Origin of the sequence: Paenibacillus sp. GM2FR (assembly GCF_002803325.1) — a bacterium.
Lineage (GTDB): Bacteria > Bacillota > Bacilli > Paenibacillales > Paenibacillaceae > Paenibacillus_AQ > Paenibacillus_AQ lautus.
Genome location: NZ_MKZM01000011.1, coordinates 194575 through 219306 on the forward strand (window position 1 = coordinate 194575; position 24732 = coordinate 219306).

Sequence of the window (24732 nt, forward strand, 5' to 3'; positions counted from 1 at the left end):
CTTTTAAAAACTTGGGCTAGGCGTTAAGGTGACCTGCATTCTTGTCATGACCGTCATGATGCAGCGGGATGTGCTTACTAAGCCGGGCATGTACCGCAAATGACAGAAATGACAACACGGCAACACCTGCAGCCAACCATGCCACCGGCGTCAACCCGCCGCCGTCATACATCGTTCCCATCGCATATGGCCCAATCACCCGGCCCGCGGCACCCAAGCCGCCTGTCACGCCGATATAGAACGGAGCGGCTTGCCCTGCGCGATCCGAGATAAAAGCCGGGATCGCAGGCGAAATCAACATCTCGCCCAATGTGGCCAGCACCATTGCGAGGATCATGCCTGGATAACTGTGCACCGTCACGATGACAACATAAGCTGCCAGATAGAACAAAGCGCTTGCCGTCATCTGACTGCTCTCTGTACGGGCCGCCCAGCGCTTAATGGCATTCGTGACCGGCTGCGCGGCAAAAATCAAGATCCCGTTCAGCGTCCATAAATAACCGTATGCCGTCTTGGACATTCCCTCCGAGATGATAAATGGAGACACCCCTGTGTTCCAGATGGAATTACCAAACCACAGGAAGAGCGAACCCAATCCCATAAAGAGATAGATTCGGGTGTTCCCGAGCAATGCCCAAGCCCCGGGGCCCGCCGGCAGCGGACTCTTAGGCTGCGGATGATGGGCTTCTTGCGATACGCCCGTTCCCCCCAGCTTCGTCAAGTAGGACAGGAAGAAAATCGCAAATCCGAAGGACGTGACACCGTTTAAGATAAAACTTAAATGATAGGATATCTCCGCCAGGAAACCGCTCATGGCCGTTCCCAAGGCTACGCCGATATTATTGGCGACATAGATGACATTAAACAGTTCTCCCCGCCGATCGGCAAACCGGAAGCCGATAAATGCCTGAATGGCCGGCATCGATACCGCGTTACAGAATCCGATGAAACCCATCATCGCGATGAACAAACCCCAAAGTCCATTGATGAACGGAAGGGTGAACAACCCGAGGGCATTCAGCAGCAGCGAGCCCACAATGAGCTTTTTCACCCCGACCCGGTGATACAGAGCGCCGCCAAGGAGTTGACCGGCGATCCCCCCCATCGACTGAATCAGAATGACAAAGCCTGCATCCTTCATGCTGCGTCCCAGTTCATCGAATACATACATCGTTGTCAGCGGCCACATCAAGGACCCGCCTGCAGAGGCAACGAGACTTGCAACAAGAAAACCTTTTACTTCCTTAGGGTACTGCTCCAACCATTTCATGTTTATTATCTCCCAGCAGCCTCGTTAGCAGTATATTTACGCATATAACCTAAAATAGCCCCACAAAGTGGAGCCTACGCTCCGATGCTTATTCCAAATACTTTGCGGGGACCCCAAAAAACTTTATAAATTCTAATATGTTAAAAAAAAGCCCATGCGGGCTTTTTCTAATTCTTCTTGAATAAAGAGGCGAACGCCATCTTTTTGATGCTCCAATAATTCTGTAAGAATGAACATTGCTTGTCATTTCTTATCGCCCAAATCCTAGTATCGCTTGATAGATCCATTGTTAGCAAGCACACTCATTGACGCTTTACCATAACAGCGAATGCCGGGCCGCTGCTGCCATATCGGCCCTTCTCTAACGAATCTCGGGCGCTCACTCCATTTGCCGGCTGCAAGCAACGAGCCCCTTCTTTTAAACACATTCGGAAGAAGGGCAGCTCGTCGAGGTATATCAAGCATTAATGTCGCTTCACCTCTACCACCGTTGAGAAGAAGGTAGCGCCTTCGCCCATATCCGACAACCTGTCGGGCGTAAGGGTATTGGCGCGCTGCTTCCTGCCTTCCCCTTCCCACCACAAGCCTTGGCTGACCACGGTGCCAGGCAGCATTTTATCCGTCACCTTGGCCCGGACTTCGTAAGTACCGCGGTCGTTATACACCGTAACCATGTCGCCGTCCTCTACACCGCGTTCCTCTGCATCCTCCGGATGGATCTGCAAGGCAGGCTCCTTCTCCAGCTTCTGGTGCTTATCCACATTCGCAAAGGTCGAATTCAGGAAGTTGTGGTTCGGCGGCGAAATGAACATGAGCGGGTATTTGTGCCCGCGACCGCGCCTTACGCCGTCATATCCTTCCTTCAAAGGCACGTAGGTTGGAAGAGGCGGAAGACCTGCTTGCTCCAACTGCGCGGAGTAAAGCTCAATCCGGCCCGATGGCGTCGGCAAACGATCCAGATATGCTTCAAGCGGTGTCATGTCAAGCTTCACATGGCGGTGTTCCTTTAGCTTGTCCAGCGTGACGCCGTTCAGATAAGGGTTGTCCGGGAAGTCGAGCGCTCTTGCCATCATCTCCTCTTCCGTCTCGCGGAAGGCAGTGTCGGTGAAACCCATGGCCCGGCCCAGCAAGGAGAACAGCTCCACGTTGCTCTTGCTCTCCCCGAGCGCCGGAATGACCGGCTCCTGCAGCTGGATGTACTGATGCCAGTAAGAAGCGAACAGATCCGTATTCTCAAATGAGGAGGTTGCCGGAAGCACGATATCCGCATACTTGGCTGTATCCGTCATGAACAGATCATGTACGACGGTAAACAGATCCTCCCTTGCAAACCCTTCGCGTACCCGCCCGGTGTCAGGAGCGACCACCAGCGGATTGCTGCAATAGACAAAAACCGACTTAATCGGCTGTTCGGTCATGGCAAGCGCCTCGCCGATCCGGTTCATGTTAATGGTCCGGGCATTCGGATTCGGCCGGAGATCCGGACGCTCCAATGCATCGCTATCCATGCTGTTGTAGCCGCCATTCGACTTGGCAGCCCCTCCGCCCCGCTTCAGCCATTGTCCGGTCAACGCGGGAAGCGCAGCGATGCTGCGCACCGTCAAGCCGCCATTGTCGTGATGCTGAAGACCGTTACCGATATGAATATAGGAAGTATCCGCCCGACCGTACAGTTCGGCCAGCTTCTCGATATCCCCTGCTGGGATGCCGGTAATGGAGGATACATGCTCCGGCGTATAGTCTTTGACATGCTCACGCAAGGCTTCATGCCCGTGCGTATACTGCCGGAGGAACTCCTCGTTCACCATCCCGTCACGGAACATGATGTGCATGAGACCGACGGCAAGTGCCGCATCCGTGCCCGGAAACAGCGGAATGAACCAATCCGCCCATTGCCCCGTTTGGTTCTTATGAACATCGATCACAACGACCTTGGCACCGGCCTTGCGCGCTTTCTCCGCCAGCACGACCTGGTGCATATTGGTGCTGACGATGTTGCCGCCCCAGACGATGATGACATCGGCATGAACGGTATCCTCCGGGACGGTTCCTCCATTAAACCCCATGACGGATTTCCAACCCTCATTGCCTGCGGAATTGCAGATCGACTGCTTCAGGCGGCTGGCGCCCAGCCTGTTGAAGAATCTCCGATCCATGCCGTCCACGCTCAATATCCCCATGTTGCCGTAGAAGCTGTAAGGCAGGATGCTCTCAGAGCCATGCTCCTCGATCAGCTTCTTGTAGCGCCCGGTAATCTCTTGAATCGCTTCATCCCAGCTGATTCGCTCGAAAGCCCCCTCGCCCTTGGGCCCTACCCTCCGCAGCGGATAAAGCACGCGCTCCGGATGATACACCCGATGTGCCATATTGCGGACTTTATTACAGATGGCTCCCTGCGTAATCGGATGATCCGGATTGCCGGTAACCTTCACGATTTTTCCGTTCTCTTTATGCAGCAGCAGGCCGCAAGTATCGGGACAATCCAACGGACATACCGCCGGAAACACGCCATTTTCCTGATGTATCATCGCTTGAGTCATTTCGTTCATTCCCCCTTGTACACGCTGAATCATATCCCCTTATCTTAAAAGAAAATCAGGGCTCCAGTAAAGTCTTACATTTTTTTCTGCAGCGGGTGATTCACTCTACTTCACTCCGGGTATATTCCTATCAAGAGCAACGAAGAGGAACCCAGACCCTTTCTCTTCCTTGCCGAATCATGGACCACTCCCAAAAAATTCGCCATGCCAATGTCTCCTCCCCCGAGACCGGCATGGCGAATTTGTTTGAATTGGCGTTCTATCGCATCACATTCGAGCTACCTGCAACTTACATATCATAGAAAGTCATGATTTCTGTAGCAAACCTGCAAAAAACAAAGCCTGTCAAAGCCACATAATTATGTAAGCGCTTATCTGTCATTTTTTATAAATAATTCTGCTTAATTTTTCGTTGGAGGGTGTTTTACAAAAGATTTGAGCAGGCGTAATATACTATTCAGCTTCGATATCATTCTTCATATTCACATGATATTCGCTTAATTTCCAATTTGGAAAGCGGGGGAACCACACGTATGGATGGATACCTATAGGATCTGTCAACCATACTATGGGGTGAATCCTGATGCAGCGCGAACGTACGCCGCGACTATTATCAGGTAGGGCGACTCTCACCGCCCGAATCCGACAGCTAACCTCGTCAGCGTTGATTGGGAGGGTTGTGAACTTGTGATCAAACACAGGGTTCTAACCTGTGTTTTTTGTTTGCCAAAATCCAGCATAGGAATGGTGACCGTTCGTATGTCCAGCCTATGAAACACACCGATTGAAGTCCATTCAGTCAGCTTCCATCATGAACGTAATCTTAATCGGCGGTGAAAAACCATGTTATCTTCAATCAAGCGATTCCTCATTGGAAGACCGCTTAAATCAACGGAATTGGGCGAGCAAAAGCTGAACAAAACCAAAGCGCTGGCCATCCTTTCATCCGACGCCTTGTCGTCCGTGGCTTATGGACCTGAACAAATTCTGATCGTCTTGATGACCGTTGGCGCAGCTGCCTATTGGTATTCCATACCGATTGCCGTCGGGGTCCTGGTCTTATTGCTGGCACTTATCCTATCGTACAGACAGATTATTTTCTCATATCCGCATGGCGGCGGAGCCTACGTGGTTTCCAAACGAAATTTAGGCATGTATCCGGGACTGGTTGCCGGCGGCTCCCTGCTGGTCGACTATATCCTGACGGTTGCGGTCAGCGTATCGGCGGGGACGGACGCGATCACGTCGGCTTTTCCGGAATTGCACGCCTATAATCTGCCCATCTCCATCGTGTTCGTTCTGTGTTTGACCGTACTCAATTTAAGAGGGGTTACGGAGTCGGCCTCCATATTGGCCTATCCGGTTTACTTGTTTGTACTCGCGTTGTTTATCCTGATTGGCGTCGGAGTATTCAACATTGCTACAGGCCATGCATCTCCGGATCTGCATACGCCGATCGGCACGCCTGTCGCCGGGCTAAGCTTATTCCTGCTCCTGCGGGCATTCGCCTCGGGCAGCTCTGCCCTGACCGGCGTTGAGGCCATTTCCAACGCCATCCCGAATTTCAAAGATCCTGCTCCGAATAATGCGGCCAAAACCTTGGTGGCGATGGGATCCTTGCTGGCCCTGTTATTTTCGGGCATCGTATTCCTGGCCTATTACTATGGGGTTAGCCCCAGCGAGCAAGTCACTGTCGTTTCCCAGATTGCCGAGCATACCTTCGGACGAAACTTTCTGTATTACTTCATCCAAGGAACAACGGCCCTCATTCTGATTCTGGCCGCCAACACGGGATATTCCGCTTTCCCGCTGCTTGCCGTAAATCTGGCGAAGGATAAATTCATTCCCCGAATGTTCACCGTCCGGGGAGACCGTCTGGGATATTCAAACGGAATCATCATACTGGGTTTTCTCTCGATTCTGTTGCTGCTCGCTTTCGAAGGCAAAACCGAGCATCTGATTCCGCTGTATGCCGTCGGCGTGTTTATCCCTTTTACCCTCTCCCAAACGGGGATGATGGTGAAGTGGATTCGGGAAAAGCCCGAAGGATGGATTGTCAAACTGATCATAAATACCACCGGCGCATGCATCAGCTTTATCGTGACGATGATTTTCTTTTTCACGAAATTCGCCCAAGTGTGGACCGTCTTGATTTTCCTGCCGCTGATCATTTGGATCTTCACCCGAATCCATAAACATTACGAGGCCGTAGCAGACCAGCTGCGAATTACGACCTGTGAGCCTGTTAAGCCGATTGAGGGAAATGTTATTATTCTGCCTGTGGCGGGAATCACCCATGTGGTGGAGAACTCGCTGAATTATGCCAAATCGCTGGGAGCAGGCCAAATTATCGCGGTGTACGTGCCGTTCGAACGGGAGGACGAGGCGGCCTTCCAGGAAAAATGGAAGAAATGGCAGCCGGACATCCGGCTGGTGACCCTGCATTCGCCTTATCGGAGCATCATTCAGCCGCTGACCAAATTCATCGATACCGTGCAGCGGAAGGCTAGCGAATCCGACTACCAGGTTACCGTTGTCATCCCGCAGTTCATCCCCAAGAAGGGCTGGCATAACTTCCTGCACAATCAGTCCAGCTTGCTCATTCGCGCACATTTACTCTATCGGAGAGATGTGATTATCACCACGGTACCTTACCATTTAAAAAAATAGCGGGTTTATTCCTTCTGCGACTTATACAAGGAATCCACTCGCCAACAACGTTAAAAAAGCTGCGATCATCCGATCCCTATCCTTAAGGGTGCGTGACGATCTCAGCTTTTTTCCTCCACCTTGGCTTACCAGGCTTCGGTATTACGAAACATTCTGCGCGGAGTGAACCTGTTGAGCAGTACCGGTAGCCGGCGCAGACGGCAGCGCCTTATCTTGTTCGCCGCGAGGGATGACCTCAGCTTTATCATCCTTCTTCAAATACACGGACCCGTAGGCAGCTCCCACAAACAGCGCACCTCCGACAAAATTGCCCAGCCAAACCGGAATGAAGTTTACCAGATAATCACCCCAGCTGTAATATCCCTCAAATATCGCTGCCGGAATGAGGAACATGTTGGCCACCACGTGCTGAAAGCCGATGGCTACAAACGCCATCGTTGGAAACCAGATTCCGAGAATTTTGCCGCTCATCTGGTCGGATCCGTAGGACAGCCACACGGCGAGCGCTACGAGCCAGTTACAACCGATGCCCGACAAGAATGCTTGCAGGAAGCTGTCGTCGAGCTTATGACCCGCCATATCCACCAGCTTCTCCAAATAAACGCCGCTGCCCGTCAGACCGGTCACATGGCCGAAGAAATAAGCGACGAACAGTGCCCCTGCCATATTGCTTATCGTGACAAGAGCTAAATTCCGCATCATGTCCTTCGTGGAAATCCGCTTCTTGAATCTGGCCAGGGACACGGCCATCATGTTGCCCGTCAGCAGCTCTCCGCCCGCTAGCAATACAAGAATCAGTCCGACAGGGAATATCGCCGCGCCTATAAAACCGGCAATGCCTCCCCAAGCCTCAGACGCTCCGGCAATCACGCGAATATCCAGCAAAAAGCCGAGCGCGATAAAAGCCCCCGCCAAAAATCCTAATATCATAACGTTCATGACGGAGTTATGCGCTTTTTTCACCCCGTTCTCCACGGTGATCTCCGCAATGCGATCAGGTTTGTAATAGGCCATGGCCGCTCCCCCATTTCTCCCGCATTCCGTCCTGAAATCTCTCGAATGCAGCGTCTGATGTTTCTGTTACAGTTACAGTTACAGTTACAGTTACAGTTACAGTTACAGTTACAGTTACAGTTACAGTTACAGTTACAGTTACAGTTACAGTTACAGTTACAGTTACCCATATTGTACCGCAGCCTCCAAAACAAGAACGTGAATTATATCACGAACGTATGCATCAGGAGTGGACATCCTTGTGTCCTGGCTCCTCTTGATCATCTTTGAGTGTACTGTGGTCATTTAACTTCATATGGATAATATAATCACAGTACCTTGTCCAAGGGTGAATCTTGGGGTCCTCTAGAGGACCCCGATCATTCGTCCGATCCGAGCGAGCGGTACATGTAAAATAGCGGTGTCGGAGATGATCCCGACACCGCTTGGTTTATTGCTTATACCAACCACCATGCTCAAAACCTGCAAGCCTTCGCCTGTTTACCACCATTACATTCTAACCTGCAAGCCTATGCCTTGGCGGCAGTCTCTACGGTTACAGGCGTTTCCTTTTCCTGAACCGGAACGTTCGAGATCGGAAGTTTCATGCTAATGAAGGACGACAGCAGGAAGAGCGCACCTGCCGTGAAATACACGACCACAATGGAGGTTGTCGACATATACCATCCTGTAAACCCGGAGCCGATGAGCAGCATGCCGGTAAAAACCGGCGTCATCACGCCGTTCAGCCGGCCGATAAATTTCTCTTCCACCTGCTGCATCATCACGGCCATCAATACCGTCTGCGCCATCGCCATCAGCACCCCGGTTACGAAACGCATCGTGCCGGTCAGGATCGGCCACTGGGACAGCACCTCGACAAAGGTTGAGAGTCCAAGGAAGGCAAGGCCGGCGAACAGCAAGTAGGAGCCTTTCACTCTCCCTGCAATCACGGCGGCCAGCACGCCGCCAATCAACATGCCCAGACCCTCTAACGCGGTGAACCACTGAACGCTGGACATTGCCAGCTGTAGACGCTCCGTGATGACAAAGATATCGAGCGGCTGAACAAGTCCGCTGCCGAGCGCCATTAAAACGTAAACCACCAGCAGCACCTTCAGCAGCCGACTGGAGCCGATGTAAGTGAAGCCTGCCTTCATGTCCTTCATAAAAGAACCGGTCGATTCCGAATTCTTAGCGGGTTCATCCACACTGGAAGGGAGAAACGCCAGCACGATCGCCGAAGCTCCGAATAGAACCAACAAGCTGATTAACGAGGCCTGCAATCCAAAAGCTTGATAGATCGTCGTGCCGACCATCGGTCCCAAAATGATGAACAGCGACATCGAGGTCTGGGACAAAGCCGTGGCCGCGGGCACATGCTCATCCGGCAAGCAGCGCTTGATGATCTTCATGGACGAAGGCTGCGAGAATTGGGATACAACGGCCGAGACCAGGGTCACCGTAAACACGGCCTGCCAATATCCTGCATACACAACAAACAGGATAAGCAGTATGGATAAAAAGCTTAGAATGTCTCCCCAAATCATCGTTCGCTTGGGACGCCAGCGGTCTGCCAGCACGCCGCCAATCATGGAGATCACAAAAATGGGCGCGTATTCAATTACGGTAAGCAGCGATACGGCGACCGGGTCATGGTTGCTCTTCTCCATAATGAAGAACAAAAGCGCCATGTTGCGGATCCAGATCCCGATATTTTGCATAAAATCCGAAACCATCAGCAGCACGAACGCGCGGTTGCCAAACAAATGCCTCATAGTTCATCCCCCTACTAAAACCGACCATTCGGTTTAATTATATATATGAAAACGCCAGCTCCCGCTTGTAAACCAAGAGAAGCGTTTCCGATAAATCTTCCTATCGTTCACTACGCTAAGAGCCTTGACCTGATAACACACCGTTTAAAAAGTACGTCACTCCTTTACGGTATAGTAGCCTCGATTCCTCCTGAGAACGTTCAAAGTGCAACATCGACATCCCATCGAGCAGCGATGCGAATATGATGGATATTTCCTCTACATCCTCTGCCGGTATTCGCCCTTCGCTTACTCCTTCAGCAAAAATTTCGCGGTAAAGCGTGCGCGGACCTTGCAGGATGGCCAGCATCTCGCCCACAATCGTCTTATTCTCCGGCTGATTGATATAGAATTCCTCCGCAATCTTGGTCAGCGGATTCTGGAAGTCATCGACCATATGATCGGCAATGCCGTACAGCTTCTCCTCGAAGCTGGCGTAACGGGCTTTTTTATCGTTCCAGGCTTCCATCCATTCCTGATTCTGCTTAGCCAGCAGCTTGACGAACAAATCTTCCTTGCTCTCAAAGTGATAGTAGATGCTTCCCTTGCTGGCACCCGTATACTTGACCAGTTCATCCATGGATGTTGCCGCATACCCGCGCTGGATGAACAGTTCCTTCGCTTTATCCAGAATCAAATCCCGCTTTCGCTGCGCTTTTTCTGAAGACATCGGTGTAAGCACTCCTTGTTTGGAAATAATAGTCCGCCATCACAAACGGAAACCTGATTCCCTTACTAAAAATGAATCCAAAGTTGATGAACGCTACTCACGATAAAAAACCGACTGTACGGTTTAATCATACTGAAAACATTCCCGCATGTAAAGCGACGCCTTGGCCATCACATAGAAAAAAGGACTTTGCCTGCGCAAAATCCTTTCCTCATTCGTTAATCCCGAAACAACCATGCTAATTATTTTTTATTCCACTGACCAAATGGCTCTTCCTTCTTTCATCGGATCGCCATAACTCAGCTGCAGCCCCTTTACACCCTGCTTCACTTCGTACGGAATTTCACCTGTCAGCTCGCCGCCTGGGGCAACGGTGCCGTCCAGCATCTTTACATCATCCGTAATGGGAACCGTATAGTTAAGATCGCTCGAATCCGTCAGGGAAAAAGATAGCGCGGAAGAGATGACCAGCGGCTCCTGGCCATTGTTCTTCACGGTAATCTCAACCACCTTAAACGTATGGCCCGGCTGGGGCTTTAAGTACTCGTCCCCTTCGGACTCACGTACGCTGTTCAGCGTAATGACCGTGCCATGATAATCCACCGTATCGCCTACCGCGGCAGGTTCGCCGATCGGCTTCACCTCTGCATTGTCGGCAGGTTGATCCTCCCCTTGGGTTGGTTCTGCAGGCGGCTGCTCTTCCGATGCCCCCGTCTGACCTGTCTCCCCGCTATCCACAACAGCCGGCGGACTCTCTGCTGGCGGATCCGCCTGATCATTGGAACAAGCAGCCGTCAGCAGCATGGAGAACAATGCAGCCGAGGCCAGCATTACTTTTTTATTCATACTTTATCCTACCTCCTGAAAGTCGATATCTACATGTCCGGATATTTTCCAATTCGCTGTCAAAATCCATAATCCTTCAAAAACAAGAAAAAGACCCCCGATTCAGGGGTCTTCTTGATGAATGGATTAAGAATGCACCGGTGCTTTTGTCTCGACCGCCGGCAATGCCTGCAGTCCAGCCGTGTTAAGGAAATTCCACGGTTTGTTGTAATGCGGCTGGAAGAAGAAGTCGATGAAGGCCAATTGATCAATCGTCATCCGATTCTGTATGCATACCGACAGCGTATTAATGGATTGCGTCATATCCGCTTTGGAAATGACCTGTGCCCCCAGCATCCGGCGGCTTTCCTGCTCGTATACCACCTTCAGCGTAACCTCTTCGAAGGTAGGCATGAATTCCGGACGGTAATGATCCGTAATGGTGACCTTCTCCACCTTCAAGCCTTCGTCCTTGGCGGCTCCTTCGGTTAATCCCGTCGAGGCAATGTTGTGCTCGTATATTTTCAATCCCGACGTACCTTGCGTTCCCATATATGGGGTCGTCGGCTGCACAAGGTTGCGTGCAACGAGCGTACCCATCCGGACTGCGTTAGTTGCCAGCGGAATGTACATCATTTTACCGGTCGGGTTATAGTGAACGGAGCAGCAATCGCCTGCTGCATATACATCCTGCTTGCTGCTTTGCATATATTGATCCACGACGATGGCGCCGTTCTTCAGCATCTCCACCTGCCCCTTCAGCAGCTCCGTATTCGGACGGAAGCCGATGCAGAGGATTACCAGATCCGTGTCGATCTCACCTTTGTCTGTGATGACCTTATTCACCTTCCCATCCTCGCCTTGGAAAGAAGTCACGGTCTGACCCATGGCCATCTCGATCCCTTTTTCACGGAAGGATTTCTCGATCTTGCCACTGAATTCAGGATCCAGATATTTGTTCAGAATGCGGTCGGCACTATCAATCAGCGTAACCTGCTTGCCGTTCTGCTGGAAGGCTTCGACAAGCTCCACACCGATATAACCGGCGCCGACAACCGTAATGTGTTTCGCTTCCTGTGCTTTTTCAATGATCGCATTGGAATGATTGTAGTTTTTGCAGAGCAAAATATTATTCAGATCGATGCCTTCAAGCTTCGGTACGATTGGCCATGATCCGGTTGTGATAATCAGTTTGTCATAGGTATCATCAAAAGTTTCCTGTGTGACCAGGTTCCGAACTTTCAAGGTTTTCTTGTCCGTATCCACCGAGATGATCTCATGCTTCATCTTGGTTTCGACACCCAGCTCGTCGAGCTTCTGAGGCGAAGAATAGAACAAACCGTCAGGGTCTTTCACAACGCCTCCGACGTAAAGCGCGATGCCGCAAGACAGGAATGAGATGTTATCATTACGTTCATAAACGGTGATCTGTGCATCCGGGTAAAGTTTAGCGGTATTCACGATGGCGGACGTTCCTGCATGGGTACAACCGATAACTGCAACTTTCATGGTTTTTCCTCCTCCAAGTATGAAGCTTATATTTGATTAAGATGAGCTCTTTTGCCTGGATTCATGCTTGGTAACGCTTGTTGAGCATGAATGTGGTGACGGGTAACATCTCTTGTGAATGTTTTCACTTCATGTCCTTATTATAATGTGATAAATTTCACAGTTCAATAGGTAATTGTGTTATTCACAGATTGTTCATAATTTCACATAGTTAAGATGATAAAAGTTGTTGACCTAAACAGTATGACGACCCCAGCGCCAATGCCCTAGGTTAAACCAAGAATATAGGTTCGGTATCAGGGTAAGCTATATGTGTCCGGCCTCACGGAGTTAATTCAAGCGATCTTCCCTATCTTATTACGTGCTGCCTTGAAGGATCTTGCTTAGGCTGATTCTAACGGAATGATGCAATGATATATCCAAGAAAAACAGGACTGTTCTCTTCAGAGGAATATCCCCAAAGAAAACAGCCCTGTTATGTTATCGTTGCTGCCTGCCACTAACCAAGCAGGGATTCAATGGCACCCTTCATCGATTCCGGTGTATCTCGCGGTTCGAACCGCTGAACCACCTTGCCCTCGCGGTCTACCAGAAACTTTGTGAAATTCCAAGCGATCTCTCCGCCTTCATTCGGTCCTGGCTGCTCGGATTTCAAATATTGAAATAACGGATGCGTTTCTTCCCCGTTCACGTCAATCTTCGCAAAGATTGGGAAATTCACGCCATAATTCAACTGACAGAACGATTCGGCCTCTTCACTTGTACCCGGCTCTTGTCCGCCAAACTGATTGCACGGGAAGCCAAGAACCTGCAGCCCTTGCTGGCTGTATTGGTCATACAGCTGCTGTAGCTCTCCATACTGCGGCGTAAGTCCGCACTGGCTTGCCGTATTGGCAATAATCAGAACCTTACCGGAATACTGATCGAGTGAGACTTCCTGCCCTTTCGGGTTTGTTGCATGGTATTCGTAAACTGACATCTTCGAATCTCCTCCCCGGTCTATATGTATTGGATGCATGGCTTTCCAAGCTCTACAGCCTAGCCAATCTCCCTCCATCATACCGAATAAATGGCCCTAAACCAAATTTCGGTTCCAACGCCTCTACCCTGTCGCCCGCAAATCCTTTATGATGAATGCATAACCTCTTCAAACAAGAGATAATACATAGGCTAATAACAGCTGTTTAATCAGCAAGTAAGCAGGGTAATGATTAAGGTTTGGAAAAATATCGAATGGTTCTTATTTCAACAACAGTAAGTGAGGAAAAGAAATGAAACTGTATCCCGAAATGTTTGTATCCCCATGGCATCTCATTGTCATTGTGCTGGCACTGATTGCCTTCATCGGTTTAATAAAAGGGGGATATGACCGAAAAACCGTGCTTCGCAGCACTGGGCTATCAACGCTGGCCTTCTATTTCATACTGACGATCCCCATTGGCCTTATCAGCCAGGAATCCCTGTATAAAGAAGAAACGATGCTGGCCGATTTGGATCAGAATTATGAGGACAAGAAGGCGGGTTCCGAGCTGCAAAGCTTTAAAGACTACATCGTGGTCCATACCGGAGCCTATAAAAACGAGGATGATGTAGACATTGTCATCTATGCCGGCAACTACCATGAGAGCCAAACATTTCATGGTCACATTACCCTTTTCGTGTACGATAAGAACGATGAGGAAGTCTTCACCGAGATGTATAAGAACGTAACCCTTGCTCCTGGTGAGAAGAAGAAGCTCGACAGCACCTTTACCAGCCATCCTATGGAAACCTACAGGTACCGATACGAAACGCACCCCCAAATGTGAAGGGTGCGTTTTTCTCGTCCCGTTTTAAGTTGACAGATGGTCTCCGGGCTGGATCCCCACCTTATCGTTATCGGAAAGAGGCTGACACGGCCCCGGCATCGGGGGCAGGTTCTTCGCATCCCGACCTTTGCGCACATACCGGATGCCCAAATAGAAAAGACCGACCACAGGCAATGACAGCATGGCTATAGCAAGGAGCATGCTGGACATTTGGTACGAGGGATCCGTTTCGATCTCGGAAAAGTCCAAAAACATAAACGATATAAAGGTAACCAACGAGAACATGATGATCTGGAGCCAGCGCATCCATTTCACCAGGAAGAAGAACAGGATCGCCGAGAATGCAACAAGCAGAATTGGGAATAACGGCTGCTCGGGATCCGCGTTACCCAGCTCTGCCTGACGCGTCAGCCAAAAACCGATGGCGAACTGAATCGGGAAAATCAGCCAAGCAAGCAAACCGGTTCCACGAAAGGCCGATCTTCTCTTTTGCAGCACCTCTTTGTATTCGAGGAGCTTCATCTCATATTCCAGTTGATTAAGCTCCTCCTCGGTCAATTCCCGGTCTTCCTCCTCATTCTCCTGTACCAAACGGTCCAGGTACGGCCGGAACTGCCGCTCCATATTGCCGTCAAATTCGGCACGCTCCAAATCCTCGTCCTCGCGAAGCAAAGACGCAACCGATTCATCGCTCAGATCTTGAATGATGATGGACGTCAGGTATAGGGGAATATCCCTTCTGCCGATAACCTCCAGCCAACGATTCGCCTCCATCGGATCCGTGAATGGAATGGCAACCGCCCGTTCCATCTGCCCTTCTCCAGCGACGAGGTACATAATGGGCATTAACTCCGCCATAGGCACGGATTCGGTCATTTTACTCTTCTTATAGGCATAACTGAATTGAAAGATATATCGCCCATAGTATATTTCCTTGATGTCACCGATCCTAAGGCTCCCCTTCAGGGAGTCTTTCGTTTCCGGGTCCCATCTCTCGTATTCAATATGATCTTCGTATAACAAATACTCGTCCAGATGCGTATTGTTCCAGATATGCCCTTTCAGGCTTCTGGACAGACGAATCATCATGAAGATACCGGCGGGTATAGCAGCCAAACTCATCCAGGTCCAGACATTGGTCCAGAGGTACAGCAAAATCAAGGGACCCAGTGTCAGCGCCAGGCCAAGCAGTATTCCCAGCACGTGCATTTCAAACGTAATCACCCAATAAAAAGGCTGCATTTTGGGCTTTCTCTGCTCATGAATCACCAGAGACATTCAGGCAACTCCCTCCTCATATTCTTTCGTTGTTTCTAAAGCTCTCATGAAAAAGACATTGGAGATCATATAAGGAGCAGTTCGCACGATCACCAAATAGTATGTTAGGCCAACGATAGAACGCGTCCGGCAGTGCGACAGAAGAGCGGTAATCGTAAGTCTTGCCGAGTGATGGAGCAGCGTCCTGCGTTCACTCGAAGTCTAACGGACTCAGGAGACCTTATTTCGCAGAAAATGGGTTTTGGAGCGAAACGAACGGACAGGAGATCCGTTATTCATCTGAAAAGGCGATATTTGGGCTGCTTCCAGGCTAAATAACGGCTGTGGTGTCCGTTGAACGATAAATGGACCCCCTAACAGGGAAATAACGTATCTGATGTCCGTTAGCTTCGGCGTTCGGCGGGGTTCTGGTCATCGTCATAGCCATTTCGTTGCACATAGATACCACTTCGTTGCACCTAGAATACCATTTCGTTGCACATAGATACCATTTCATTGCTCCTAGATTCCATTTCGTTGCATCTGGATTCCGAGGACGGGCGCGCACAAGCCGATCTAGATTGCATGTATATTATGTATAGAAATTTATATCCATCCCTACATCCTTACATCCTTATAAGTATGTTAATTACTACTCTTAAACCCAAAAATCCTTCCGCGGCAGGTCGGCCGGGAAGGATTTCCATCTCACGCTTTGCCTTATGGAGCCGTACGTTTCTGAGCCAGCTTCACAAGCAGATGAGCCAACTGATGCTGCTCCGCTTGGGTTCCAACCTTCCATAACTCCTGCAGAAGTTTCTCTTCGGAATTGCGGGGCTCCTCGTTTGCAGCCAAATAGCCAGCTACCTTCTCTGCTGCCTGCGCCAGCTGCTCTTCATTCAACCCAATGCTCTCGGCAAGCTGAATTCGCTTGTTCAAATAGGATTGGAAGGCATCAAAATCGGCCAGGATTCTCTCCTTCTCCCCATCATCAATCCGGTCCATTGCGTCACTGACCTTACTCACATCCAGCTCACCGTTCTTGTTCACTACATGATTATGTTCAGACATGGTAACGCCTCCTTGTCATTGACTGGGTAACGCTCTCTACTTAAACGGGATCTTCCGGCTTGAAACAGATGCTTTCCAAAAATCTCCTATACCTGCTAGCGGCTGCGGCCACCGCGCCGGCCACCACTCTGGCCTCTTGCACCGCGGCCTTCGGAAGATCGTGTACCGCCTTGTCCACCGCGACTGCCGTGATTCCCCCGACCCTCGGTTCTGGACTGTCCACGGCTGCTGCTGCCGCGTGTTCCGGCCTGTGACTGTCCACGGCCTTCGCCTGCACGCCCGCCGTCACGACTGCCGCTGCTGCGACCTCCAGCCGACGATGGTCCGCGTCCCTCGCCTGGACGGCCGTCACGGCTTCCCGTCCGTCCGGATCCACGCTCATCTCTGCGTGACGATCCGGCTCTTCCTCTACCCTGCTCGCTACCGCGGCTCCGCCCGGAACCCGTACCGCGATCTGCCCGGCTTCTGCCTTGACCACGTTCTTGATCAGATTCAAGCGAAGAGACGTTTCTTGCTTTTCCCGGTCTGCCCGTATCCCTGCCTGAGCCGCCGGTGCTTTCCCGAAGGCCTCCAGCACTGGAATCATAGCGCACGCGCTTCAAGCGAAGGGAGATTCCTTCCTCGATACGCTGTAGATCGTTAAGATCCTTACCGGCAGCGAACGTGATCGCCATTCCGTTCCCACCGGCCCGTCCGGTCCGTCCGATACGATGAATGTAACTATCAACATCATGAGGCATATCGTAGTTAAAGACATGGGTCACGCCTTCGACGTCAAGCCCTCTCGCGGCAACGTCCGTTGCCACCAGCAGCTGCAGCTTAGCTTCCCGGAATCGCTTCATTACCGCTTCCCGTTTTGCCTGGGACAGGTCCCCGTGCAGCTCGTCCGATTGATACCCATGGGCCAGCAGCGCCTCATTCAGAGTAGTTGCTCTGCGTTTCGTCCGGCAGAAGATAATCCCGAGAAAAGGGTTATGTTCCTCGATCATCGCTCGCAGGGCATCCTGCTTGGAGCGGTCCGTACACTCGACCACAACCTGCTGGATCTGCTCCAGCGGGATTGGGGAAGCCCCTTTGATGACGATATCGACAGGTTCATTCATATAATTGCCGGCAAGCTGCTTCACACCGGCAGGCATCGTGGCCGAGAAGAGCATCGTCTGGCGCCGATACGGAAGCGCGTGGATCAGTGCTTCGACCTCATCCAGAAAGCCCATGTGCAGCATCTGGTCGGCTTCATCCAGCACCAGCTGCTTCACGCCGCCCAGCTCAAGCGTGCCCCGGCGTAAATGATCCAGCAATCGGCCCGGTGTACCGATGATCAAATGCCGTCCGCCTTCGAGCTTTCGCAGCTGTTTCTCCACGTCCTGACCACCATAGACCGCCAGGATTTTGATCCCGTCCGGCTCTCCGGCTGTCAGCTTCTTGGCTTCTTCCGTAATCTGCAATGCCAATTCCCGCGTCGGCGCAATAATGAGCGCCTGCGGATACGCCCGCTTGGGATCGATATGCTGCAGAATCGGCAGCATGAACGCCAGCGTTTTACCTGTGCCGGTCTTTGCCCGGGCGATAACGTCCTTTCCTTGCAGCAGCAGCGGGATACTCTCTTGTTGTACCGGAGTCGGCACGGCAATCCCCTGCTCCTTCAGTTTCCGTACTCTTTGTTCGTCAATGCCCAGTTGTTGAAAGTTCGGCAAACGTTCCACCTCATTTAAATTATTTAGCATCTGTTGCGTCAAATCGATTGGATATAGCAAACCAACAAACTTACATAATAAGTCCGACAAAATGTCATTCGATTTCGTTCTAAGAAGAACGAACGTTTTCGTTGTATTTCTTTTCAACTGACAAAAGTCCCTGACTTTGGTAATGTCAATGATATAGATATCCAGTTTGCACCAGCGAAGGAGGTGTCCCCGATATGCATACCCTACAGATCATCCTGTCAGCACTTATCCTGATGATCCTGTTCGGCCTTATCAATCTGATGATGAATTATATTTCAAGACGCGACGGGGAGCCTATCGTCCCCTTCCGGAAGAAGCTGTGGCTTATCCCGCTGTTGTCGGCCTTTATCATTATACCGTTAGAGCTCTTTGCGATGTTATATGCAAGGTGGTTTCCCATGTCTGATCCATCAGGATCAGGTGAAATCCTGGCTTACGACGTTCAAGGCGCATGGCTCGGTTTCTCGCTCACGCTCCTGATTGGGCTCCTGATCTTCGAAGGTATCATTCATCCCTTGGTTATCGCCCTGCTAAGGCTGCTGCTTCGCAAGGATACCTCCATCTATATCAAACAGGCGGTTACAGTTGTAACCGACACGGTTCTGCTGTACATAGCGTCTCTGATTGTGCCCGGCATTCCTGTCGGCGGCTGGAAGCAAGCGCTTCTCATTGCCGTATTCTTTCACCTCATAGAATGGATCCTCATCGGAGTCCAGACCTGGGTACAGCAGCGCAAGCGGGCAAGAGGTGAGTCTACCGGCTAGAACCTGCCGGATTTGAAAATGGCATACAGCAGCCATGCAACCATGAGCAGGGCTACGATGAATCCGACTTCAATCACCGGGAAGCTCCATATCATCATCGGCTCCCGGCTGAGCGACGAACCGATAATCAGTCCCACCATGATGATGCTGAAAGCCAGAAGCACGATGCTGAAAGACAGCCGGTTACTGATCTGATCCATCTTGCGCATCAGCGTTTGCAGTTCTGGAACGCTGATCTCCACCCGCAGTTTCCCTTTGCTGATCAGAGCCGACAGCTGCCTGGCTTGTCCAGGCAGATCAAGCAAACTCTCGGCAAGCCCTGTTACCCCATCCAGCACCTTCCGGCTGATCCGGCGTGTATTATACCGCTTCTTCAGAAGCTTCCGTCCAAAAGGCTCCGCCATATCGATAATGCTCAGACTCGGGTCCAGCATCTCGATGACCCCTTCCAGGGTCAGCAATGATTTGCCTAGCAGCGTCATGTCCGGCGGCAGCATAATCCGGTGGCGCTGGGCAACGGCAAACAGATCGGTCAATGCTTTGCCGATGCGCACTTGAGCGAATGGCACGTCATAATACTCTCCCCGCAGACGGTCCATATCCGACCGCAGCGAATCCATATCGCAATCGTCCGGGATCAATCCCATTCTGGAAATCGCCCGGATCATCCCTTCCGAATTCCGCCGCATCAATGCAATAATGAGTCCGGACAGATGATCCTTCATATCTTCGCTGAGGTGACCCACCAGCCCGAAATCCAGAAAGACCAGCGTGCCGTCCTCCCTGACAAGCAAATTTCCCGGATGAGGGTCGGCATGAAAGAATCCCTCAATAAAGATCTGCTGCAGCATCCCATCGATCAAATGCTCGGCGATCGCCTTCAGATCATGTCCCTTGTCCACGATCTCCTGCCTCCGGCTTAAGGTGAGGCCATCGACATACTCCATCATCAGCACTTTGGATGACGTGTACTCCCAATAAATCAGCGGAACGCGGATAAATTCATGCTCCGGCATCTGGGAGGCAATCTTCTCTGCGTTTCGGGCTTCATGGCTGTAATCCAGCTCCGCCATCATCGCTCTGGCAAATTCGTCAACGATCCGGTCCACACGGTACTGCTTCACCCAGTCCCAGTGACGCTCAGCAATCGAGATTAAATCCCGCAATATCTCCAAGTCACGACCGATCATTCGGGCTACCCCAGGCCGCTGAACCTTGATCGCTACATGCTCTCCGGACTTGAGCTTCCCAGCATGGACCTGCCCGATCGAAGCGGCGGCCAACGGTTTATCTTCAAACTCACTCAACACTTCGTCGATCGGCATACCCCACTCTTGCTCAATCAGCTCCCTTGCACTCGCGGAAGAAAAAGGAGGCACCCGCTCCTGCAGCTTCACCAATTCCTGGATAATGTGGTCTGGCAGCAGATCCGATCTTGTACTCGCCAACTGTCCAAGCTTCACAAAGGCGGGGCCAAGATCCTCAAGCACTCGCCGAATGCGTTCCCCTAATGTAATCGTCTCCGGCTGTTCCCTGGAACTCCAGCGGACAGGCAGCGACAGAACATGGAACAGTCCCATCTCCTCCACCATATAGCCAAAGCCATGACGCATGAGCGCCATGGCGATTTCCCGGTAACGTCCGGCATGTCGGATTCGGACCGCCATCTATTCCTGCCGCGATCCTTCCAGTTCTACAACCTTCTTCTCCAGAGTAGCAATGCGCTGTTCCAGGCTGGCGACATCACTCTCTTTGGGAACATCCAGATCGGACAACACGCGCTGCACCTGCTCATAAATATATGTCTTGATCTGGGATTGCTCCTCTTCGCCGCGTTCGACAAGACGGTTCACCAGCGCTTTGGATTCCGCAGGAGCAAGCTCCCCGCGTTTGACCAGATCATCCACGATTTTCTCTACTTTTTCCTTGCTGACCACGGTAAGGCCCAATCCTAACGAGATGGCTTTCTTAAAAAGATCACTCATATATATCCCTCCCGGTCGTTGTCTGGTTCCATTATAACCTTTAACGCTGGTAAAAACATCTATCCTTGGACTTGCTTTCATAAGTATAGAGAAGCTCCCCTATCAATTTCCCCTGATTTCACATGAAATATGAGGGCAATCCGGAATCGGATAACAAGAAATTGCATTCCATCCATGCTTGTTATGTAAAATACAATGCAAAAAGCGAACAGGCGGGGAGAAAGTGATCCCGCCTGTTCGCTTATGATGCTATGCCATGCAGATGAAGAATGGCTTAGTCGTCATCCCCATCATGATCGTCTTGATCATCATGATCCCAATCATGATGGTCATCATCGTCATCATCATGGTCGTCGTATTTCTCAAACTCTGCCTTGATCACTTTCCCGCTGACCGCATGGACCTCAACATCGGATGATCCGTTTGCTGTCTTCACTTCGACGTCGTACACCCATCTGCCGTCATCTTGGTCCAGATCCACTTCCACAGCCGTCCCGCTCTTAACGTGTTTAACGGCAATAGCGGAGGCCTTGCCGGCACCGATCAGATTGCCTGGAAGGTTGTCACGATCATCATCGTCATCATCCCGGTCTACTCTTACGCCAAGGGATTTGCCTGTGTAGGCATCAATCCATACATCGACATCCCGGTTATTCTGCTGAATCTCCACATCGTAGACCAGCTTGCCCTTTTTGCGGTCGATATCCATGCTCTCCACTTTGCCGTTGGCAGCAGCCAGTGCCAATTGTTCGGCTTTTTCCATACCGATCAGCTGCTGCTGTTGCTTGGCCGCTCCCTGGGTTCCTGCTGCAGCTGTCTGTCCTGCTCCTGCCGCCTGTACGGCGTTATAGCCGTATACTCCACTTGCCGCGATAGCTACGGACAGTGCGCCTGCCCACCATATTTTCTTCTTCATCATCTTAGGCCTCCTCAATATTCTCTCCTGTTGATCTCTACAAACCCAATATACCCTCTCAACATGAGAGCTTTCGGAGAGAAAGATTAGAAAACGATGAGAAAACACGAACAAGACCTCTCATCTATTCATCGTCGTCCTCATCATCCCAAGTCACCGTCATGATCTTACCGGTAATCGCATGGACTTGAATGGTCGCTTCACGGCCGTCTTCCCGCTCAATCTCCACCAGGTAGTAACGGCTGCTCTTACTCTCGCGATATTCCACGTCTTCTACCGTTCCCGGTACCTTCTCTAAAGAAAGCTTGATCGCATACTCTTTGGTAATCATCGTTGCAGGCGGTTCCGAAGTTCCGCTTTCGCCATCGGTTGTTCCCTTCTCGCCATTCTCATTGGGCTTCGTGGGAGGCGTGCTCGGATCGTCAGTCGGCTCCTTGGTTTCGCCCGGCTCCGGCTCTGGCTTCACTGGCGCTTTGTCCAGCGGTTTGATGGACACGATATCCCCTTGACGGGCATCTACCGTCATTTCATACCTCCCGGAATCGGATTGCAGCTCCATCCGGTACATCTCACCTTCCAGCGTTGCCTTTGTAATCTCACCATCCGGATATTGTTTCAATACTCCACTAACGGCTTCCTCCTGCGACATCGCCTCCGTCGAACGGTTAAACGGACTCCATACCGCATTCACGATGATCATAACGGCGACCACGATGATGACACCCAGCAGCACACTCACTTTCTTACGCATTGAATCACCTCGCAAACACATTCTGTCTTTACCGTCAGTATAGCGCAGCATGGTTAGAATTCGATGAGAAAACAGTGGGCTGCTGCAGTTTATTTCGATTCTTTAAGCCGAATGGTGGCCGTTGTGCCCACGCCGGGCAGGCTGTCCAGCTCCAGATCAGCAGAGATGGCCTCTGCGATATCCTTCGCCAAGGACAAACCAAGGCCAGCGCCCCCGCCCCGGCGGGTACGAGCCTCATCCACCCGGTAGAAACGGTCGAAGACGTGCTCCAGCTCATCTTTGGCAATGCCGATTCCGCGGTCGATGACCCGAATATAAACCTCCGATGGCTTCCTGCCTACCTGGATGACGATATGTTCGTCACTGTATTTGCGCGCATTATCCAGCAGAATGAACAAAAGCTGCTTGAGCCTGCGGCTGTCCGTCCAGCCGAGAACCCCGCCATCGGCTTCGACCTCCACCGTGCGGTTATAAGCATCGCGAAATGCGCGTGCGGAAGACTCCGATAATGCCACGAGATCCACCTGCTCCAGTTCGACCTGCCATTGATCCTGATTGCGTGCTTGCAGCAGCAGCTGCTCCGTCATCTCCTTCATCCGGATCGCTTCCGAATGGATCGCTTCGACGGACTCCATGAATAGCTCCGGCCGGTCCAGACCCCGCCGCTTTAACAGACTTGCGTAGCTCTCGATGATGGTGAGCGGTGTCTTTAACTCATGGGAAGCATTGGACACGAATTGCTCCTGCCTCGCATGATTGCTCTCCAGCAGCGTGATCATGTCGTTGAACGCAGCCCCCATCTCTACCAGCTCATCCTTGGATTTTTCCTTCAGCTCGATTCGCCGGAATCGTCCGCTCTGCCGAATCTCCCGCATTGTACGGATTAAAGCCGTAATCGGCTGCACAATTAAACGCCCCAATATCCGCGTCGAAATGATGACCGGAACTAAAGCGATTGCGGTTACGGCGACCAGCACGATTCGCAGCACCTGCAGCGTCTCCATCGTGGCGGCAAGACTGCGGGAAATTTGGATGTTGTATACAGCCCCGTCGCTCCAAATGACCGGCAGTGAAACAAGCACATAACGCATTCCTTCATATAGGATCTGCTCTACCTGCTTATTCGTGTTATAAGGAAGCTTAAGCTCATCCATATCCTCACCGGAGGAGGTTACGTAAGGAGACTTCGCCTTGCTGTCAGCCGGGACGAATTGAATCTTTCCGTCAGCCGGGACATAACTTCGCAGCAGATCGTCAATGGGAATGGTCGCAGCAGAATGCGCGATACTTTTGACAATGCTTCCCGCCTCGGCTTCCGCTTGCTCCAGCTGGCTGTCCACCGTCATTTTGCTAAACACATAGTATACGGATAAGTTCATGACAATCAGAATGGCCGCCATCAGCACCGACGAATAGAGGTGGATTTTACTGCTCAGCTTCATGGGGTCTCTTTCAGCACGTAGCCGACACCGCGGACGGTGTGAATGAGCTCCGATGTGCTGTCATGATCGATTTTCTTGCGGACGTAACGTATATATACATCGACGACGTTGGTATCGCCGTAATAATCGTATCCCCATACGGCAGCGAGAATCTGCTCGCGGTTCAACACCTGCCGTTTGTTCTTCAGCAAATAGACAATTAAATCAAATTCACGAGGCGTCAGATCGATCCTTCTGCCATCGCGAATGACTTCCCGCGTACCTTCGTTCAATTTCAAATCCGCTGCCGTAAGCCATTCTCCTGCCGCCGGCTCTTCCGGATCCTGCTTCCCCTGGAGCCGCAGCGCAGCACGAATCCGTGCCAGCAGCTCTTCGATCTGAAACGGCTTCGTGATGTAATCATTGGCTCCAAGATCAAGCCCCGATACTTTATCCTCAACGGAACTCTTGGCTGTCAGCAGCAGCACGGCTGTATGGGAATCATGGGCACGGATCCGCCGCAGCAGCTCAATTCCGCTCAAACCGGGGAGCATGACATCCAGCAGAATTAAATCCACGTCCTGACTGCGGTATGCCTCGAGCGCATCCAGCCCGTTATCCGCCTTGGTGACCTGATAGCCTTCACTCTCCAGCTCGATTTCAAGCAAACGGGATATTTTCGCTTCATCCTCAACAATTAGTATCTTCCCGCTCACGCGCGTCCCTCCTACCGATCAT

General features: G+C 51.3%; 20 protein-coding genes and 1 riboswitch. Of the genes, 3 read left to right on the forward strand and 17 right to left on the reverse strand.

Translation table 11 applies throughout. The features are described 5' to 3' along the window. Positions 1-16: 16 nt before the first annotated feature. The gene (locus tag PAEVO_RS29240) at positions 17-1270 is read right to left on the reverse strand and encodes an MFS transporter (RefSeq protein WP_100540995.1); all 1254 of its coding nucleotides are present in this window, start codon (positions 1268-1270) and stop codon (positions 17-19) included. 464 nt (positions 1271-1734) lie between these two features. Then, positions 1735-3810, reverse strand: a complete 2076-nt coding sequence (locus tag PAEVO_RS29245; RefSeq protein WP_243390986.1) for a molybdopterin-containing oxidoreductase family protein — start codon at positions 3808-3810, stop codon at positions 1735-1737. A gap of 484 nt (positions 3811-4294) precedes the next feature. Next, a riboswitch (cyclic di-AMP (ydaO/yuaA leader) is annotated at positions 4295-4490 on the forward strand. A 163-nt stretch (positions 4491-4653) separates the two neighbouring features. On the opposite strand from PAEVO_RS29245, the gene PAEVO_RS29250 reads away from it, so the two are divergent. After that, entirely contained in the window at positions 4654-6480 is a 1827-nt protein-coding gene (locus tag PAEVO_RS29250) for an APC family permease (protein WP_100540997.1), read from the forward strand. Positions 6481-6621: 141 nt separating this feature from the next. Here PAEVO_RS29250 and PAEVO_RS29255 read toward each other — a convergent pair whose 3' ends face one another. From PAEVO_RS29255 to PAEVO_RS29285, 6 genes are all read right to left on the reverse strand, one after another. Further along, complete coding sequence (locus PAEVO_RS29255) at positions 6622-7494, reverse strand: formate/nitrite transporter family protein (RefSeq protein ID WP_100540998.1); 873 nt, start codon at positions 7492-7494, stop codon at positions 6622-6624. 509 nt (positions 7495-8003) lie between these two features. Beyond that, on the reverse strand, positions 8004-9251 hold the full coding sequence (locus PAEVO_RS29265) for an MFS transporter (RefSeq protein WP_100541000.1): 1248 nt from the start codon (positions 9249-9251) through the stop codon (positions 8004-8006). Between the two features lie 115 nt (positions 9252-9366). Continuing rightward, positions 9367-9960, reverse strand: a complete 594-nt coding sequence (locus PAEVO_RS29270) for a TetR/AcrR family transcriptional regulator (RefSeq protein ID WP_100541001.1) — start codon at positions 9958-9960, stop codon at positions 9367-9369. Positions 9961-10209: 249 nt separating this feature from the next. Beyond that, positions 10210-10806 (reverse strand): DUF4352 domain-containing protein, encoded by a 597-nt coding sequence (locus PAEVO_RS29275; protein ID WP_100541002.1) that lies wholly within the window; start codon positions 10804-10806, stop codon positions 10210-10212. A 126-nt stretch (positions 10807-10932) separates the two neighbouring features. Continuing rightward, on the reverse strand, positions 10933-12294 hold the full coding sequence (locus tag PAEVO_RS29280) for an FAD-dependent oxidoreductase (protein ID WP_100541003.1): 1362 nt from the start codon (positions 12292-12294) through the stop codon (positions 10933-10935). Between the two features lie 499 nt (positions 12295-12793). Beyond that, entirely contained in the window at positions 12794-13273 is a 480-nt protein-coding gene (locus PAEVO_RS29285; protein ID WP_100541004.1) for a glutathione peroxidase, read from the reverse strand. A gap of 292 nt (positions 13274-13565) precedes the next feature. On the opposite strand from PAEVO_RS29285, the gene PAEVO_RS29290 reads away from it, so the two are divergent. After that, on the forward strand, positions 13566-14102 hold the full coding sequence (locus PAEVO_RS29290; protein WP_100541005.1) for a hypothetical protein: 537 nt from the start codon (positions 13566-13568) through the stop codon (positions 14100-14102). Positions 14103-14126: 24 nt separating this feature from the next. Here the strand turns inward: PAEVO_RS29290 and PAEVO_RS29295 are convergent, their stop codons facing one another. From PAEVO_RS29295 to PAEVO_RS29305, 3 genes are all read right to left on the reverse strand, one after another. Next, a complete protein-coding gene (locus PAEVO_RS29295; RefSeq protein WP_100541006.1) occupies positions 14127-15380 on the reverse strand; it encodes a PH domain-containing protein in 1254 nt (417 codons plus the stop codon). Between the two features lie 699 nt (positions 15381-16079). After that, on the reverse strand, positions 16080-16430 hold the full coding sequence (locus PAEVO_RS29300) for a DUF3243 domain-containing protein (RefSeq protein WP_076323927.1): 351 nt from the start codon (positions 16428-16430) through the stop codon (positions 16080-16082). 95 nt (positions 16431-16525) lie between these two features. Beyond that, the gene (locus tag PAEVO_RS29305; RefSeq protein ID WP_100541354.1) at positions 16526-18157 is read right to left on the reverse strand and encodes a DEAD/DEAH box helicase; all 1632 of its coding nucleotides are present in this window, start codon (positions 18155-18157) and stop codon (positions 16526-16528) included. Positions 18158-18351: 194 nt separating this feature from the next. Here PAEVO_RS29305 and PAEVO_RS29310 point away from each other — a divergent pair, with 194 nt between their 5' ends. After that, the gene (locus PAEVO_RS29310) at positions 18352-18921 is read left to right on the forward strand and encodes a hypothetical protein (RefSeq protein ID WP_100541007.1); all 570 of its coding nucleotides are present in this window, start codon (positions 18352-18354) and stop codon (positions 18919-18921) included. Here the strand turns inward: PAEVO_RS29310 and PAEVO_RS29315 are convergent. The 6 genes from PAEVO_RS29315 to PAEVO_RS29340 all read right to left on the reverse strand — a co-directional run bounded on the left by PAEVO_RS29315 (position 18918) and on the right by PAEVO_RS29340 (position 24710). Continuing rightward, a complete protein-coding gene (locus PAEVO_RS29315; protein ID WP_100541008.1) occupies positions 18918-20588 on the reverse strand; it encodes an ABC1 kinase family protein in 1671 nt (556 codons plus the stop codon). The genes PAEVO_RS29310 and PAEVO_RS29315 overlap by 4 nt on opposite strands. Continuing rightward, a complete protein-coding gene (locus PAEVO_RS29320) occupies positions 20589-20906 on the reverse strand; it encodes a phasin family protein (protein ID WP_076323924.1) in 318 nt (105 codons plus the stop codon). Positions 20907-21180: 274 nt separating this feature from the next. Further along, on the reverse strand, positions 21181-21822 hold the full coding sequence (locus tag PAEVO_RS29325; RefSeq protein WP_100541355.1) for a PepSY domain-containing protein: 642 nt from the start codon (positions 21820-21822) through the stop codon (positions 21181-21183). A 124-nt stretch (positions 21823-21946) separates the two neighbouring features. Next, a complete protein-coding gene (locus PAEVO_RS29330; protein ID WP_100541009.1) occupies positions 21947-22573 on the reverse strand; it encodes a PepSY domain-containing protein in 627 nt (208 codons plus the stop codon). A gap of 89 nt (positions 22574-22662) precedes the next feature. After that, positions 22663-24015, reverse strand: a complete 1353-nt coding sequence (locus PAEVO_RS29335) for a sensor histidine kinase (protein WP_100541010.1) — start codon at positions 24013-24015, stop codon at positions 22663-22665. Beyond that, entirely contained in the window at positions 24012-24710 is a 699-nt protein-coding gene (locus PAEVO_RS29340) for a response regulator transcription factor (RefSeq protein ID WP_100541011.1), read from the reverse strand. Before PAEVO_RS29340 ends, PAEVO_RS29335 begins: the two co-directional genes overlap by 4 nt. Positions 24711-24732 lie beyond the last annotated feature (22 nt).